A 17,611-nucleotide genomic window follows, 5' to 3' on the forward strand; every position below is an offset into this window, starting at 1 on the left:
CGCAGTGAAAGATCAATTACAAAAATTTATGTTTGAACACGCGGGTGTGCGTGGCGAGTTAGTCGAGTTACCCAATACTTGGCAAGAAATTCTATCGCACCAAGACTATCCAAAGCCAGTCGCAGCAATGTTAGGCGAATTGTTGGCAGCCGCATCTTTACTTAGTGCCAATTTGAAATTTAACGGTACGATGGTGATGCAGATTCACGGAGACGGCCCAGTCCGACTCATGGTGGTGGAATGTGATGCAGAACTAAAACTTCGAGCAACAGCGAAGTTAGCACCAGACATGGTGATTCAAGACGATGCAACGCTGACTGAACTTGTTCATCGGCATGGACAAGGACGCTTTGTTATCACTTTGGATCCCAATGACAAATTACCAGGACAACAGGCTTATCAAGGAATAGTTCCGCTCGATGGGGATTCGATTTCTACGATTATTGAGAATTATATGATGCGTTCTGAGCAACTTGATACTAAGCTCTGGCTCGCTGCAGATCAGCACCAAACCCGCGGACTTTTATTACAAAAACTCCCTAAACATGGCGGTACTGAGTCGACGGTCGAAGACGAAACTGAAGCATGGAACCGAGCGGTCATCTTAGGAAGTACCCTTAAAAGGGAAGAGTTGCTGAGCACGGATATTCAAACGCTCATGACTCGGCTATTTTGGGAAGAAACGATTCGCGTCTTTGATCCCGTGTTTCCGCAGTTTCATTGCAGTTGTACGCGCGAAAAAGTGGGCGATATGTTGAAGATGTTAGGCGAAGAAGAAGTCTCAAGCGCGCTCAACGAACTAAATAAACTCGAAATCAACTGTGATTTTTGTGGTCAACATTACAGCTTCGATCAGATCGATTGCGCACAGTTATTCAAGGCATCGACCTTAAGTGAAGGTGTTGTTTCACCGAGTCAACATCAGCATTAGCCACAACCTCCCTCAAAGCACAGCCACAGCGACAGTCTGGCCTTACTCCAACTTATATTGGAGCCTGCCTTGACTCAGCGCTGTGGTGATCGCCCCCCCCTGAAATCTCATCGCACGATATTCAATAGTCAACATTGTAAGCGTAGGTAAAATATTTAACGCGAACGATGATCACTCCCTACAATCACTTTCACATTTATTTTGAATTTGCCAATTTCTGTGACATCCAAATTGAGGTCGAGTGCGTTAGCACCCTACAGGTAAATTCACATCGCTCTTTCAATCGATACAGAACTCGAAAGACCTATCATGACTAAATTCAAACCAGCGAAAACACTATTACAATTGACCACAGTGGGATTGGCTGCCTCACTCTTAATTCATACAGCACAAGCGCAATCTGTGTCTCCAGCAAATCCTCCTATCGAAGCTGAAAACAATGACCAATACGAGCCACCGGGTAGGATTGCTCGTATCGGCTATGCATTCGGCACCATTAACTTTGCTGACGCAGGAAGTAATGAATGGGTTCCACTTTTGCCAAATCGACCGATTTCTAGCGGTGACAGTGTTTTTGTCGCTGATGCAGGTCGGGCGGAATTACAAGTGGGTGCCAATGCTTTAAGAATGCATGAACGAACACGACTCAGCTTTATCAGCCTCACCGACGACAACACACAAATCCAACTATCACAAGGAACAATTGTCGTGCGAGTCCGTGCACTGCAGGACCGTGAAAATTTTGAAATTAGTACACCAAACATGCGCTTATCGATCCAAGAACCAGGTGAATATCGGATCAATGTGAATGACGACCAAACAACTTCGGTCATCGTACGTCGCGGGGTCGCGGTTGCGCAAGGGGATCGCGACATCATCACCTTACGTGAGAACGAACAAACTCGCTTTTCGGGCACCAACCTCAACCACACCCAAATCACTCGTGTTCCACCGTTCGATACTTTCGATCAATGGGCATCAGACCGCGATCGAGCGGAAGACAATTCAATTTCAGCGCGCTACGTTCCCCGTGATATGGTTGGTTACCAGCAGTTGGACGAATATGGCAATTGGGAAACGCATCTTGAATACGGTGCTGTTTGGTATCCGCGTGGACTGTCCGTTGGATGGGCACCTTATCGAGATGGTAAGTGGGTATGGGTTTCGCCTTGGGGATGGACTTGGGTCGATCGTTCCCCGTGGGGATTTGCCCCCTACCACTACGGTCGCTGGGCCTATGTTGGGCATCGGTGGGGTTGGATACCTGGACGCTATGAACGGCACCATCGTGCCATTTACGCCCCAGCCCTAGTCGCGTTTGTCGGGGTTGGAAGTGGCGGCCTAAGTGCGGGCATTAGTTTAAGCAATCGACATACTTTTGGACCGAATGTATCGTGGTTCCCGCTCGGACCTGGGGAAGCCTATCGCCCTTATTACACCCGCAACTCCCGCTATGTTCAGAATATCAACCAAACTGTCATTATCAATCATACGACAGTTGTACAGCGCGATCGTCGTACGGATAAGTATAGGCAAGAAGATGAACGCGGGCATACAAATTATCGCAATCAATATGTTCACAATGCAATTACATCGGTCCCGACACAAAGCTTTGTGCGTGGCGAACACGTGTTTCCGGTGTCAACCAGCATTCGTGCGAATGAGGTCAAGAATCTTCGCGTCAACGACGAAGTGAGCAAACTCACTCCCGATAGAAATAATCGATTTGGTGATGCGCGTCCAAGAAATTGGCAAGAAAATGACCAATTCCGAGCTCGCCCCGTAGTTTCGGGCGCAAACATCAGCGATCACAACCGCCCCGAAATCAATCGGAATGATGGCGGTCGTCGTTCGGACGCCGTGAGCAATCGTGTTGGAAACAATCATCCTGCTGGATTCAATACGCCACTCACTCCAATTCAAGATCAACCTAGGCCTACGAACAATGCGATAAACAGTGGCAATGGCGCAATCACGACACCACCAAATCGTAGTAGCAGCGAGCGAAACACGAATCGCTTTGAACGAGCCATTTCGTCGGATCCCCGAAGCACGAATTCGGTGACGAACAACGCGGACTCAACCAGCACCATTAGCGCACCGAATAACGCACAAATTAACACGGGAATTCGCACCACCGATGAAATGCAGCAGGAACGTAACGCGAATCGTATTCGTACTGAACGCTTTGACCCAACTAGCCCGAATTCACCTGAACGCTGGAATGAGACCAACCGGGGTAATTGGAATTCAAACAGAATGGATACAAATCGTGAACTTAGGGGCAATAATGTTCCCACTTCGAGCAGTTCTGGATCAAATAACACCATAATTGCGGCACCCATCGCTCGCCCCGTGGAGAACAGCAACGAGCGTCCAATTGAGCGGAATATGGATAGGTTTGAGCGTAGGAATGAACGAACTGTTGATCGCCCAGCCACAATAATCCGCGAAGTACCGCAGTCAAACTCACGTGAGACCGCTATGCCTCGCCCCATCGAACAGAAAATAGCAACGCCTGAGCCACGTCGAGAGTCTGCCCCCATCAAGGCAGAACGCCATGAGCGCGAAAAATCGTCTGACGAACGCAAAGAATCAAAGCGTGAAGTTCGAGAGCGCTAAGCAAGTCATTCGCAACTTAAAAAAAGAAAAGACTTCGCTCGGCACGAAGTCTTTTCTAACTTTTGGCGTCCGCATTGAGCTGGCCGAATAAGATATACCTCTCTGGCACCAAGATTTACTTTGGATTATTCGTCGAAGATATCTGCAATGCATCTCGAAAAGCAGCCGCACCTCGTGCTAATCCTAATGGATATTCATCAATCCAACTCGCAACGATTAACATAAAATCATCGCATCCAACTGCGCGGTGATAATCGGATAGGCCATTCGGATGTTTACCTCCCTGCAAAATGGGCAACATCGGTTTTTTTATTGTTTCGCGCGAATCACGACAAGCCGATAAAAATTCTTCGCCTTGATAGTTTGCTTCGCCAAAGTTACCTGGAGTGACAAACATATCAGCACCGAGCGCTCGCAAACATTTAAAAATCACACGATCACTTACTCGCCAATCAGGATGCCGATTAAATATTTCAAGAAATGTATTGTGTGCCAAGATGAACATCTTTTTTTGTTCAGCTAAATATTGTAAGAAACCGAGTCCCTGTATCCAGGGAGCAATCAATACACCGTCCACCCCCTGCTCACAACAAAAATCCCAGCGCTCTTGCAATTCCCAAGGCTCACACAGTAAATTCGCAATGTAGAGTTTCTTCTCGTTGCTTGCAGCACGTGCACGGTCGCGAGCAGCCAACATTGCAAGCACATGGACTTTAAATTTTTCAAAATTTTCGAACAGCATGAGTTCATCATCTTTTACCAGATGAAAACCACCTACTAACGTATCCTGATTCAACGCGGCCATGGTTTCCGTGTCCAAGCCAAGCGCTGGTCGCATCGAACGACACAATAAAGGGCCATGCTGTACCCCACTCAATTGACGAATTCCTTCTATCCCAAAAGCGGGGCCTGGACCAAAGTCATCTCCGAGTTGTATGTCCTTGAACCGAAATCGCGTGAGGAATCCAAGGCGAGGCAATTCACCAACCAAAATATTCCAAAATTGAACTGGCTTATTCATTAATATTTTCTTTGGAATCGCCAATCGAATTGCATAAGTGTGCTGATCACGCGCCTCTTGTGGATACACTGCCGTGACCAATGAATAGGCGGATACAGGAGAACAGACCTCCTCTGGCAATTGCTCAATATCTCGAACACGGATCGTAAATGTACTTAATTCAATCCCGTCTAAATAGTGTTGAATCTTACTAGTCCCAACACTCTGTTCCATTGCCATCGCAACTGCCGCGTGTTGTGGCTGAATATTCGTTGTGACTTCGTATTCGGCAATGATGTAATCATCTAAAGGAAGCGCATCATCCCACAAGTAGAGCGCGATATTTTGTTGGTCTATTTTGCCTGCAGAACTCATTGCAAATAATCCTTTAAAATCTGTGCCCGTTGCCAATCGGTCTCAGTCGTTATTTTGATGTTTTCGCGCTCACCCATGACAGTAGCGATTTGGATACCTTGCTTGCTTGCGATTTCCAAAAACGACTGGCACTCCCAGTCTTGCGCATTCATTTGACCCATCATCTTTAAAAATAATCCGCGCTGATACGCATTTGGCCCTTGCAAGATACCGCTTATGTGACGAGACAAGATACGTGTAATCTTACCGTTTCTTATTTCTGCCACCGGCAAGTCAGGCGGCATATACGCTGCTGCGACACCATGCAAGCACGCTGCCTCATAAACAGAGCGAATTAATTGACGACTCATCATTGGCATCGCGACGTTCAAATTAATCAAAAATTGTCGCGTACTTGCCATCACCAACTCGCGCATCGAAAGTAAATGTGTATCACCACCTGCAACCACACGACAATCTGGATACTCGTTTCGCCATTGCTCCACAAAACGCAAAGGTGCAGCAATCACGACTTCTGAAGATATCGATAAGGCTTTTCGGCTAAGGTGTCGCAACAGAGTCTCGCCATCTATTTCAAGCAATGCTTTGGGACCTCGCCCAAGACGCTCGCCAATCCCACAGGCTGGGATAAGGATACTAAGATCCGCGATTAAGTTATGCGTCATTCATGACCTTCTGCCCCTGGCACCAGGTTGCAATATCTTCCAAAATAGCGTCTTGATTTCGAGCGAGAAGCTGCCGACAATACGCCGCAGCTCGCAAGTAATCGCCAGAACTTAAAGCACCACACAATTTTGCATATCCATAGCATAAGACGACGGGAATCGCGGCTTGCACACGTCCTGGATTCGAAATCATCGTATCAAAATAAGGGTCCGGCTTACGCCAATCTTTACCATACACATCTTGCAGATACTGTTCGGGCTCCGACGGAACAGACCAACTTGCATCTTTCCAACGAATTTGTTTGAATTCAAAACGTCTAACCCGCGCTAAGACATCCTGACCAATATGCTCCACGCCCGAAATAAAATGATGATCGCCATCAGGTCGCAAGAAAAAACAATCGATCACGATTTTCGATGCTTGATGCACCAGACTCATAGAACTCATATAAGGACGTTCATTATTCATCTTCCGCGATGGCAAAACACGAAAAACATGGCGTGCCATTAAGATTTGCATCAATCTATCGCGGTCAACATCGTAGTGTATTGCGATATCAAGATCCTTGTCACCCTCGATCAACGCGCCGTCGCGCACAATACCCAACAAGGTTCCTGCATATAAACACCACTCGATTTGCGCATCTTGTAAGCATCTCCTCACATCACCTAAGGCCTGCAATGCAAGATCTGGGTCGAGGATCTTTGTTTTCGGGATAAACAATTTAGGCGACACTAGTACCTGACTGCCATCCGATTTCAATTTAAAAAACTGAATTCTCAATGCGTTGCGGATTGAATGAAGGCTCTCAGCAAATCGACCTAAGTCTTTCAAAGCCAGACCCAAGTTCAACAACAAATGATCTGAATCCTTCAGCATGGGAATTAATTGCAAATAAATTCTTGCAGCCTCTTCCACATGATGATTCGCTCGCAACGCGTCGGCACGGTGTAATTGCATGGTTGGATTCGAAGGAAAAACTTCGCAAGCTTTTTCGAAAAAATCGAGACTTTGTTGTGCTTTACCTTGTTGCATCAAACCTAGGCCAAAGGCGAAATAGGCTGGCATTAGCTCGGGGTTATCGAGAATCGCCTGATGCAGTAAATGGTCTGCTTCTGGATATCGGCACTGCCGTTGACGCAAGACGGCGAAATTATAGCGAACGGTTGAGGCAGTCTTGTCGTGCTCTAGCGCCTGTAAGAATAATTGTTCTGCAATCACAAACAGATGATGATTTAAGTAGGTTACCCCCAATTGCTCTAATACTGCCGTGTCGTTTGAGGGCAGTAAATAATTTGCTAGAAACTCGAATATCGCCTGTGACTTATTTTGTCGTATCAAGGATTGCGCTAGCCATTTCCACAAAACCGTATCATGTCCATCGTGCTTCAAAAGCTGACTGACCGTTTCTTCCAAGCGAAGATAGTCCCCTCGCTGCCATAGCATCTGCAGCAGATCTCGATCATATTGTTGCGATACAGTGGACAATGTGGATTCTCAAAAACACCAAAAAAGAAACAAATAATCGACGATAAACTTACAAAAGATACTCTTAAGCAATTTTGAACGCTATTATAGTGTCTGCCTGTTCGATCAATCTCTTAGCGTTGTCTTTTAATTACAGTTTTCGTTGAAGCGAACTCAATACTGATACGCTAGCTCCCCAAAATGCCTCATTTTCTACAGGGAAAATATGGAAACCAACAGTCTGAGCTGCCCAGAATTTCTTGCGATGGAACGGACCATCATCGATGACTTCGTCGCATGCACAAGAGAAAGTTGTGCGGAAACGGAAATTTGCGTCAAGGCTTTAGACCAAGGTGGCAGCAATGATCATGTGCATCGATTATTTAGAGCCCTCCACTCCCTGAAGGGCAATTGCCAGATGGTTGGACTAACGCCCTTCACAGAACCTCTACATAAAGTCGAAGACATCGTCGCAAAAATTCGTTCAAACCAAATTCCCTATGCTCCCGCCGTCGGTGAATTTCTCTTGTTGGCTTGCGACGAAATTGAAGACTTGTTAGCGGAACTCATCAACACACGTCAAACAAATAACGCGCGCCGCCTCTTGCTGTGTGAAGTCAGCTCCGGTCTTTTGAGTCGGTTAAATCCTTTCAATGTTGTTCCCGAGTTTCAGCAAGCTATTCTCCAGCTCGATAAAAAAGATCGGAATATCGCGCCGGAAAGCAAATCAAGAAAAATCCTGCTTGAAGTTCCTCCTGATTTAGAGCTCATGCGCAATTTATCGGAACATATCGACAACTTAAGCATTTACAGGAAAAATCGCAGTGATCAAGTCGTCCAAATGACGGAACAATTGAATCAAGCATTGGGATTACCTGTCGATCCCGTTCAACTACAGGCAGCGTCATTAATGCATGATGTAGGGATGAGTTTTATTCCACATAATATTTTTAATAAAGAAGGCTCACTCTCCAAAGAGGAGCTCAGAAAAATACAAGAACACGTCGTCATTGGTAGCCAGTTTTTACTCCGCTTTGGCGGATGGGAGCAAGCTGCCAGAATGGTTCTCGATCATCATGAACGCTTTGACGGATCTGGCTATCCGAATGGTGCCAAAGCGCATCAAATCCATCCGGGAGGTCGCATGCTTGCAATCGTCGACACATTTTGCTCAATCACAACTGAACGTTCAGATCGCACGTTCAAGAAAAGTTTGCTCAGTGCGATTTCGGAAATTAATGCGAACAGCGACACCCAGTTCGATCCGGACATGGTTCAAGTATTTAATGATGTCGTCCGAAAAATCATGTTGCGCCCAACGACTTAGGGCTACCATTTGGTTGATCGCGACATGAATTGATTGCCCAACAAAAAAAGCACAGGATGTGATCCTGTGCTTTTTTTACGCTTTGCTTATTAATACTTCGCGGCCTGCCCATTCGCAGGCGTGGCTTTTTTAATGAACTCGCGGATATGCTCATTCGACGTGGCCAAATCCTCCGAGCGCAAGTACATCATATGACCACTACGATACCCTTTGAACTCCATACGGTCTTTCATCTTGCCACTTGGATCGACTTGCCACATCGTATATTTGGCGTCAAAGTAATTGGTCGCACCATCATAGTAACCTGATTGAACCATCAAACGCATATACGGATTTTCCGCCATCGCCAATCGCAGATTTTCGCCAGTACGGTCATTACTATTATCCCAAGGGTGAACTGGTCCAAACATATTGTATTTCACATCGGTTTTATACTTCAAAACGTCGCGAAGATAGTAATTGATCGCTGGTGTGAACGAATGCAACCAAGAGGTCAACTCAGCATTGTAGTCAGGTCCAGTCCCTGCATCCATACGATCTATGCCGAGATAACGGGAATCCAGTCGCCCTACGGTTTGTCCGCGAGTCCGCAACAGCTCTTTCCAAAAGAATGATGGTGGCATCGCTAAATTATGCTGCAACACGGCGGTCTCAGATACACCTGCATAACGCGCAACTTTCGCCGCAATTTGCTGACGTTGTTGTGCATCGATGAAACCACCTTTTGCCAATGCAGGAATGAATTCGTTCAAGGTGAAATTTTCGACTTCTGGCAATAGCTCATTCAAATCACGTTTCTGCAAATCCGCCGGCAACACTTTGTGATGCCATGCAGTCGCAGCATAGTAAGGCAAGCTGAGCGCATCATTCACTGGACCTTCGCGTTTGATACCTAAACCAGTCGGAGACACCAATATCACGCCATTAAGATACATCCAATGGTTATTTTGCAACTCTTTCGCCAAACCTGAAACACGTGCAGTTCCATAGCTTTCGCCAATCAAATATTTTGGTGAATTCCACCGGCTGCTACGCGACACAAAGGTATTGAGCCACTCCGCCAAATAAGCGATATCTGCGTTAACACCAAAAAATTGCGTACGATCCGCTTTCGGATCCAGGACCCGAGAAAAACCGGTATTGACGGGATCGATATACACAATATCAGCGACATCCAGCACAGAATGGGGATTATCGCGAATGCCATAAGGCTGCACCGGATAACCTTCATCATCGATGTTCAACATTTTTGGTCCAGTATAAGCGACGTGCATCCATACCGAGGCAGAACCTGGCCCGCCATTAAACGAAATGAGCAATGGACGCTTGTCTTTGTTCGATACATCACTACGTTGATAATAGGTATAGAACAAGGAAGCAATGACCTTTCCGTCTTTGTCCCAAACTGGCTGCGTCCCCGCTGTCACTTTGTAAGGAACCGCTTTTCCTTTGATCATCACCTGACCATTTGAGTGAACCGCCGATTCCGCCGACAGGATACGCTCATTTGCGGAAGCGACCGATTTACTCTTTTCGACTGGCGTCGGTGGTGGATTGGATGCCGAATTATTCGAATCTTGTGCATAGGCATTGGCCACGCAGAGCGCCATGCTTGCAAGTATCAGTTTTGAAAATTTCATAGTATCGGAATGTGTCTATTGTCGTTATTCTTAAAAACGAAATGGCAATCGCTGTATTTAAAAAGCCAATTTAGCCTATTATTTAGCCTATTAAATACTGACCATTGCCGCCCAGAGTTTCTGCTCTGCTTTGAGCAGCGAATGCGCTAAAAAGTTCAACACTATGCCGCTGAATATCGGCCAACAAAGGGGGATTTTACGAGGCATCAATGATCTTGCGTATAATCCGTATCATTAGCTAGAAGATTTTCACATTGAAGCACTTGCTCAAAAGACAAAGGATAAGATGATGAGTGAAAACAACGATATTGAAATTAGTGGAAGCTTTACAGTGCAAGACGGCAATGGCCGCGAACAGATCGTCAAATCCATTCGCATTTATGACGAAACCTACGGGGTGATTGATGTCTTTGTTGACTTCACCGTGGCATTGGAGAAAGGCAGTTTTCGAGACCACAAACTCATTAGCGGAATTCTTAATCGGCTACGTAGTTTAGGCTACGTCGGGCCTGATTTTGGTGCAACCGATCCGACGATCCAAGAACGCAAAATGATAGTTCTCGAAGCGACAGAAGAATTTTGCCAATTCGCAAAAACCAAGGGCTGGAAGAATTTAGCAGAAGAGTACGAATAATATCCAATGACATTCACGCCCGAACGAATGATGTAAATGACCGTCGGGCTACCCACAAAAATACATCACTTCTCAAGATTCCATGCTGTGTGGAGTATTGATAGAACTTAAGGAACGGTGTTATTTGCTGGTTCAAGCGACAACACCGCCTTACTTAGAATTTTTCTTTCAGCGCTAAACTTTCCCATTAGGATTGCCATTTCATTCTCCGACTGAAAATTATGTTCCGCATTTATCTCCGTGCTTTCGCAAGAATTCACACTACCCGTTGATGGCATAGCAGCGCGGATGAATGACGCACGTTGAGCATCTCTCGCCAGCCACAATCGCGAAGATCAATCAAACATGTAAAGTTTACTTGACATTTTATTTGAAAAGCCTGATGATTCCCGTATGTCTTCAAGCAAGCATGACGTAAGCTTGGAACGTGTCCAGACGACTATTAATGTTGATGCAGACCAAACAGAATCACCGTGTTTGGAATGGAAGACATGAAACAATAGAGATAACTTTGTCAGAAACGAATGAAATGCCCGATCTATTTCTTCCTTGGATAACGGAGTAATGATGAGAAGAACAGCTCATTCTTTTCGCGACACAAATTAAAAACAGAAAGAAACTATGTTCAAACAAGACTATTCCAAAAAAGACCGCGCAGACGCGAAGATCTATTTGAATGAACTCGGCGTCAGTATGGTTTTGTATATCGTCACACTTTTCGTTTCGATCTATTTCGGAAAGAAAACGGAGCCTGGGCTCATTCAAAACCTGATTGTGATGACACCAACTATCCCTGCATTCGGAGCGCTTTGGGCAATTATTCGCAGCTTCAAACGAATGGATGAGTATATGCGCATATCCCTGCTTGAGGTCATGGCGATTGCTGGCGGTTGTACGGCATTTTTTAATTTTAGTTACGGCTTCCTCGAAGGGATAGGCTTCCCACGGTTGAGTGGATTCGCCAACTACGGCATATTTATGGGCGTTTGGCTTCTCGTGCAATGCGGAAGAAAACTCATGATGGAGCGTGAATGATGCGAAACATCGTCAAAGAACTAAGAACAGAAAAAGAATGGAGTCAGGCAAATTTAGCCGACCATTTGGCTGTTTCGCGTCAAACAGTGAATGCGATTGAGACAGGTCGATATGATCCTAGTCTACCTCTCGCTTTTACAATCAGTAAGATATTTGGAAAGCCGATCGAGAAGATTTTTTTCGAAGATGAATAAATATTGCTTAACCGCGACATACCAAGACACAGAATCAAACACCCCACAATTCGAACGAAATGAACGGCAATTTCGTTCGACAGTCTAAGTAAAATTCTGCCATCAGAGCTGGTTGCGAATTAAATGGATCGTGAAGCAACATCGCTCATTTTAGCCAATGAAATTAGGCTAAGTGAGCGAATTTGGTATCTTCATTTTTGATAATCAAAATTCCCTCACACAAGATACATTGCGCTTAAAAAATAGAATGACGCAAAGCATGGCTCATGCCATTCAATCTAAAGCCACATTGTGGTTAAAGTGCTGCTGACAATTTCCTTTCAGAACAATTTAGCATAAGCTAAGTCCTCGACGCATTCAACAAGGAATTAGTTGTCTATGAATAATCGATTGCAACGTTTGGAAGCTGTACAGGACATGGTGTTGGAAATAGGAAAAATTTCATCCAACACCAACGACATCCGTGAATTTTTACAAGCCATTCATATGGCATTAAGTAAAATCATGTATGCAAAAAATTTCTATATCGCGCTCTATGACGCAGACGATGAATCGATTCAATTCGCATATTTTCTGGATGAAGTCGATCCACCACCTAACCCGACTCAAAAATTTAAACTTGAGGCACCAGGCTCATCCTTCACGAAATGGGTAATTCAAAATCAAAAACCGCTGGTCGCCGATGCCATTGAAATGTCCAGAATTACTGAGGATGAAAAGAATACCGTCTCGGGAGCGCCATCAGAGCATTGGATGGGATACCCACTAATCGATCACCAAAAACGAACACTTGGTGCAATGGTCATACAGAGTTATGACAAGCAAGCGATGTATAGCAACGAAGATCAAGCTCTCTTCGAGATGATCGCGCATCACGTATCCAATGCACTAGAAGCCTTCCAGAGCGTCGACCGACTCGAGCGCGCAGTGCAGGAGAGAACTGCCCTACTCGCGCATGAAATAGCAGAACGACGACGTTCAGAAAAAATTCAAAGTGCATTGTATGCAATCGCAGAATTATCTTTTTCCGGTGAAGAAGGCGACCTGCTTTATCGAAAACTCCATTGGATTGTTGAGAACCTGATTGTTGCAAAAAATTTTTTAGTTGCGCTGTACCACCCTGAATCAGAAGAGATCAGCATCCAGTACTTCATTGATGAAAAAGATCCAATCCCTAGTCATGAAAGATTTCCGCTGGGGGTTGGCATGACTTCTTACGTCGTGAGAACGGGACGCGCTCAATTAATCGACAAAGATAGACTAAAACAGTTAATTCAAGACGGAGAGATAAAGCAAGTATTGGGAGATCAAGATATTGAAAGTTGGCTCGGCGTGCCCATCCTCATCAAAGACAAGATATATGGCGTAATTATCGTCCAAAGTTATGACTTACATCATACCTACGGTGCCGGCGATCTTGAATTACTCGCTTTTGTCGCCAACCATATTGCAGTCGCGATTTCCCGAATGAATGCAGACCGCGAATTACGTCAAACCAAAGTCAATCTTGAACATCAAAACAATGCTATTAACGATGCGTTACTCGCACTAAAAGAAGCTCAATCTGAACTAGTTCGACAAGAAAAACTCGCTTCACTAGGTAGTTTGGTCGCTGGGGTCGCACACGAAATTAACACACCACTCGGAATTTGCGTCACTGCGACTAGCCATCTTGTCGAAGAAGTGCGATTAACAAGGAAAGATATGGCGGATGGTAAATTTGAAGTCAGCCAACTCGAACCCTTCTTAGATATCGTCGATCAAAGCTTGCGCATACTTAGTACCAATACAAAACGTGCCGCATCGCTAGTGCGAAGCTTCAAACAAGTGGCTGTCGATCAAACTTCAAACGATCGCCGTCAATTTCAATTACTGCCTTATTTAAATGAAACCCTTGTTTCACTACAACCAAAATTAAAAGGTAGAAATATCACGATTGATATTCTTTGCCCAACAGATCTGGTGCTAGACAGTTATCCCGGAGCCATATCGCAAATATTAACGAATTTCATCATGAATTCCCTGCACCATGGATTCGAGAATCGTCCAAACGGACATATCACGATCAAGTTCGAATTGAGTGATGGTGAACTCATATTTGACTATCTCGATGACGGCAACGGGATGAACCAAGAGTCACTCGGCAAACTATTTGATCCCTTCTATACAACCAAACGCGGACAAGGTGGCAGTGGTCTAGGCACGCACATTGTTTACAATCTCGTTACCAGCTTACTTGGCGGCACGATCAAAGCGCAATCCTCACTGGGAAATGGCCTCGCCTATTCGATTCGTTTCCCCCTGCTTTCGAAACAAGTCAACGCTCCTCAAAAGGCTAATCAGGATACCTTAAGTTGATTTCAACAGCCTTGTCGACATGCTGAATCATCAATTCGACGAATTCAGGATCGAGATGGCTGCCGCTGACATTTTTCAGATGTGCAATCACTTGCTCAACGGGCCAAGCGGATTTATACACACGCGCATGCATAAGCGCATCAAATACGTCAGCTACGGCGACAATACGTGCGTAGACATGTATGTTCTTTCCAACGAGTCCTTGCGGATAGCCAGATCCGTCAAATTTTTCATGATGTTGGTGAGCAATAATGGAGGCCGCGCGCAATATAGGGCGTTGCGACCCATCTAAGATAGACATACCCACTTCTGGATGCATCTTCATGATATCCCACTCACCTTGGTCTAATTTTCCAGGCTTCAGCAACACTGCATCAGGGGTCGCAATTTTTCCGATATCATGCATCGGCGCAGCTTGTTTTAAGATTGCCGCCTCTTCTGGATCCATACCTGACGCAATTGCGATGAGATGACAGACTTCTGCCATCCTCCGTACATGATTGCCCGCTTCCGGCGAACGTGATTCAACGACATCACCTAGACGCATAATCAGTTCACCTTGGGTGTCACTGATCTCCTGATTTAGCAAGATATTGTCGAACGCAATTGCGACACCCGATGAAAATACTTCCAATAATTTTGCATCAATTTCACTCACGCTCTCCACACCCTTCAATACCAACAACGATGCTTTGCCACTCTCGTTGGGGAAATAGCCAACATAGGTGTCGCCAAAAAGATGGGATATGCGATTCACCGCAACTTGATTTAGATGCTCTAAAAGTTCTGGGCTGAATAGTTGTTCATTCTCTTCAAAATCGCCAATCTTTGCTAACACTTCGTAACTATTTTCGCCAGATACGCCACTTGCACCACGTAGCCGTAGCAGCATGCTCTTTTCAAGTCGCAATAAGGCCACAACTTGTTGTAGCAAACCATTCGCAAAATCATGCATGTTCCTTTGCTGATGTATATGCGCAGAAGCCTCAATCACCCGCTCTAAGCCTTCTCGATAAGTTACTTGAAAGCGACGGGCTTCTTCAACAGTATAAATGTCGCGATAAGCACGCAGTGCTGCAAACGTCGTGGTGAATAATTTCGTTCTATCTAATTCTGTTTTTTCTTTATAGTCATTGATATCATAATCAACAATTACACTTTCTTCGGGTGCTTGACCAGGCTGACCTGTTCTTAGCACGATGCGCGTAAACTGATTTTTCAAATCCTGTCGCATCCATCGTGCAACTTCCAAGCCACTGTTTTCGGCTTCCATCACAACGTCCAAAAAAACGAGCGCGATATCGGGTTCGCGGCTCAAAATCTCCTTCGCCTCCGGACCACTGTAGGCATCAAGAAATTGCAAACGACGGCCATCCAGCTCAAAACGATGGAGCGTCAATTTGGTGACATCATGGATATCTGGCTCATCATCCACCAACAAGATTTTCCATGGGTTGGACTTGGAGGATACCAGCGGAATATTCGACATAGACGGCACTTCCCTTTTTATCAAATGAAGCGACAAAATGACTGAAAACGGCGTTTCAAAAACTTGGGATTGATTCGACCATCATTCACTCCTTTATATTACACCGAAGCAATTACTAAGCGTCAAAATTATTGTTTCTCGTACTGACTAAAGCGAAATCGAATGAATAAAAAAGCAATCGTTCTAATCGATCCAGATCACCATCGTGCGACAACCGCAGCAACGAAGTTAAAAATTAGAGCCACCAAATCAACACAGAGATTTCACATCATGGTATAAAGAGATTTATTGCAATGCACCATTCACATTATGAAAAACGATCTCCCGATTTCTGCCGAAAAAACGTCGATTCAGGTCATCGAACGTATGGTTTCTTTGTTAGATGCGCTCTCTCGCTATCATGATCCTGTCAGTCTAAAAGAGCTCGCCAGTGTTACAGGCCTTCACCCGTCAACAGCCCACCGTATTTTGAACGATCTCTGCATTACGAGATTTGTCGACCGCGCGGATACGGGGACTTATCGATTGGGAATGCGCCTATTAGAACTCGGCAATATCGTCAAGAGTCGACTTGATGTGCGCGAAGCAGCACTCGAGTTTATGCGTAATCTGCACCGCATCACCAACCAAACAATTAACCTATCCGTGCGCCAAGGAGATGAAATCGTCTATATCGATAGAGCATTTTCTGAACGTTCTGGAATGCAGGTTGTTCGCGCAATTGGCGGACGAGCGCCCTTGCACTTAACCTCAACTGGCAAATTATTTTTGTCGATAGACGAGCCCAAAGCGCTGCGTGCTTACATTACACGGACGGGTTTAGCTGGCCACAATAAGAATTCAATCACCGACGTAACGAAGTTTGAACGTGAGCTAGCATCAGTGCGTATGAACGGCTACGCTCGCGACAACGAGGAATTAGAACTGGGTGTGCGTTGCATGGCTGCTGGAATTCATGATGACACTGGAAAAATGATCGCTGGACTATCAATTTCAGCACCAGCGGATCGCCTACAAGAGGCTTGGCTTGGCGATTTAATTAGCACCGCCGAACAGATCTCAGCGGCGCTCGGTTATGTCGCAAAATCAAAATAATGATCTGACTAAGTGATTTCCTTCTACATCAAGGATTCAATTTTGCGCCGATTCTGTCAATTCTCGGCATGTAGTAATTGTCGTAATCCAATGAAAACATCAAGCGGCTAACGCGACCTGTGATCAACTCTCGCTTCACGAAGCCATAAAAACGTGAATCATTGCTGTTATCTCGGTTATCACCCAACATCATATAATGTCCGAGTGGCACCGTAACAGGATCGAAAGAACGCAATGCTGAACGTTCTGGCATCACGATAATATTGTGTTGAAAACTTCCAAACGACTCGGTAAACATCAATTGCTGATTCGGGTATTCACGTTTTGGCGTGAGAAAATTTGGATCGGGTTCTTGTATTTGCGCATAGTCGGCTGGCTGACCATTAATGATCAATTTTTGATCTCGCATTTCGACCACATCGCCAGGCAAACCAATAACGCGTTTAATCAAACGTACGCCGTCCGCTGGTGAACTAAATGTCACAATATCGCCCCGTTGTGGCTCCCCAACATGCTTCAAAATGACATCGGTAAATGGCACTTTGATATCGTATGCAATCCGGTTCGCAATCACGCGATCGCCCTCCAATAAATGTGGATACATCGAACTGGAAGGGACGACATACCAATCAGCAAGCGCGCTACGCATCAATATCATGCCAGCAACAAATAACAAGAAAGTCTTATTATCAGCAATTAATTTACGGGGATTTAAGTCCATCTCGGATTCCTATTGTTCAAACAAGAACGTTTGACATACAAAAGCCCCGAAAGTTCG

The 17,611-nt window shown here is 45.2% G+C and carries 14 protein-coding genes; 8 read left to right on the forward strand and 6 right to left on the reverse strand.

Annotated elements, in window-relative coordinates; all coding sequences use genetic code 11:
• Positions 1-4: 4 nt before the first annotated feature.
• Both hslO and KDM90_RS03775 read left to right on the forward strand, forming a co-directional pair.
• A complete protein-coding gene (hslO, locus tag KDM90_RS03770; protein WP_212674213.1) occupies positions 5-931 on the forward strand; it encodes an Hsp33 family molecular chaperone HslO in 927 nt (308 codons plus the stop codon).
• 309 nt (positions 932-1,240) lie between these two features.
• Complete coding sequence (locus KDM90_RS03775) at positions 1,241-3,553, forward strand: DUF6600 domain-containing protein (RefSeq protein WP_212674214.1); 2,313 nt, start codon at positions 1,241-1,243, stop codon at positions 3,551-3,553.
• Between the two features lie 115 nt (positions 3,554-3,668).
• Here the strand turns inward: KDM90_RS03775 and KDM90_RS03780 are convergent, their stop codons facing one another.
• From KDM90_RS03780 to KDM90_RS03790, 3 genes are read right to left on the reverse strand one after another with little or no spacing between them, the layout of a single operon-like run.
• Entirely contained in the window at positions 3,669-4,928 is a 1,260-nt protein-coding gene (locus KDM90_RS03780) for a RuBisCO large subunit C-terminal-like domain-containing protein (protein ID WP_212674215.1), read from the reverse strand.
• The gene (locus KDM90_RS03785; protein WP_212674216.1) at positions 4,925-5,593 is read right to left on the reverse strand and encodes an IspD/TarI family cytidylyltransferase; all 669 of its coding nucleotides are present in this window, start codon (positions 5,591-5,593) and stop codon (positions 4,925-4,927) included. The genes KDM90_RS03780 and KDM90_RS03785 overlap by 4 nt, the downstream gene beginning before the upstream one ends.
• On the reverse strand, positions 5,583-7,082 hold the full coding sequence (locus tag KDM90_RS03790; RefSeq protein WP_212674217.1) for a tetratricopeptide repeat protein: 1,500 nt from the start codon (positions 7,080-7,082) through the stop codon (positions 5,583-5,585). The genes KDM90_RS03785 and KDM90_RS03790 overlap by 11 nt, the downstream gene beginning before the upstream one ends.
• A gap of 205 nt (positions 7,083-7,287) precedes the next feature.
• Between KDM90_RS03790 and KDM90_RS03795 the strand changes: the two genes are divergently transcribed.
• Positions 7,288-8,388, forward strand: coding sequence for an HD-GYP domain-containing protein (locus tag KDM90_RS03795; RefSeq protein WP_212674218.1), 1,101 nt, complete (start codon positions 7,288-7,290; stop codon positions 8,386-8,388).
• A gap of 89 nt (positions 8,389-8,477) precedes the next feature.
• On the opposite strand, the gene KDM90_RS03800 is transcribed toward KDM90_RS03795, so the two are convergent.
• Entirely contained in the window at positions 8,478-10,028 is a 1,551-nt protein-coding gene (locus KDM90_RS03800; RefSeq protein ID WP_230409576.1) for a S10 family peptidase, read from the reverse strand.
• A gap of 286 nt (positions 10,029-10,314) precedes the next feature.
• Between KDM90_RS03800 and KDM90_RS03805 the strand changes: the two genes are divergently transcribed.
• From KDM90_RS03805 to KDM90_RS03820, 4 genes are all read left to right on the forward strand, one after another.
• Positions 10,315-10,662 (forward strand): hypothetical protein, encoded by a 348-nt coding sequence (locus KDM90_RS03805; protein ID WP_230409577.1) that lies wholly within the window; start codon positions 10,315-10,317, stop codon positions 10,660-10,662.
• Between the two features lie 621 nt (positions 10,663-11,283).
• On the forward strand, positions 11,284-11,697 hold the full coding sequence (locus KDM90_RS03810; protein ID WP_212674219.1) for a hypothetical protein: 414 nt from the start codon (positions 11,284-11,286) through the stop codon (positions 11,695-11,697).
• A complete protein-coding gene (locus KDM90_RS03815) occupies positions 11,697-11,891 on the forward strand; it encodes a helix-turn-helix transcriptional regulator (RefSeq protein WP_212674497.1) in 195 nt (64 codons plus the stop codon). The genes KDM90_RS03810 and KDM90_RS03815 overlap by 1 nt, the downstream gene beginning before the upstream one ends.
• A 378-nt stretch (positions 11,892-12,269) precedes the next feature.
• On the forward strand, positions 12,270-14,249 hold the full coding sequence (locus tag KDM90_RS03820) for a GAF domain-containing sensor histidine kinase (protein WP_212674220.1): 1,980 nt from the start codon (positions 12,270-12,272) through the stop codon (positions 14,247-14,249).
• On the opposite strand, the gene KDM90_RS03825 is transcribed toward KDM90_RS03820, so the two are convergent.
• Positions 14,227-15,738 carry a DUF3369 domain-containing protein gene (locus tag KDM90_RS03825; protein WP_212674221.1) on the reverse strand — a complete coding sequence of 504 codons (1,512 nt, stop codon included), beginning with the start codon at positions 15,736-15,738 and terminating at the stop codon, positions 14,227-14,229. The two genes, KDM90_RS03820 and KDM90_RS03825, sit on opposite strands and share 23 nt — an antisense overlap.
• 309 nt (positions 15,739-16,047) lie before the next feature.
• Between KDM90_RS03825 and KDM90_RS03830 the strand changes: the two genes are divergently transcribed.
• A complete protein-coding gene (locus KDM90_RS03830) occupies positions 16,048-16,833 on the forward strand; it encodes an IclR family transcriptional regulator (protein WP_212674222.1) in 786 nt (261 codons plus the stop codon).
• A 28-nt stretch (positions 16,834-16,861) separates the two neighbouring features.
• Here KDM90_RS03830 and lepB read toward each other — a convergent pair whose 3' ends face one another.
• Positions 16,862-17,554: a signal peptidase I gene (gene lepB, locus KDM90_RS03835; RefSeq protein WP_212674223.1), complete on the reverse strand. Its 693-nt coding sequence runs from the start codon at positions 17,552-17,554 to the stop codon at positions 16,862-16,864.
• Between the last annotated feature and the right edge of the window lie 57 nt (positions 17,555-17,611).

It is taken from the genome of Affinundibacterium fentianense, from assembly GCF_018139545.1.
Taxonomy (GTDB): Bacteria; Pseudomonadota; Gammaproteobacteria; order Burkholderiales; family Burkholderiaceae_D; genus Undibacterium; species Undibacterium fentianense.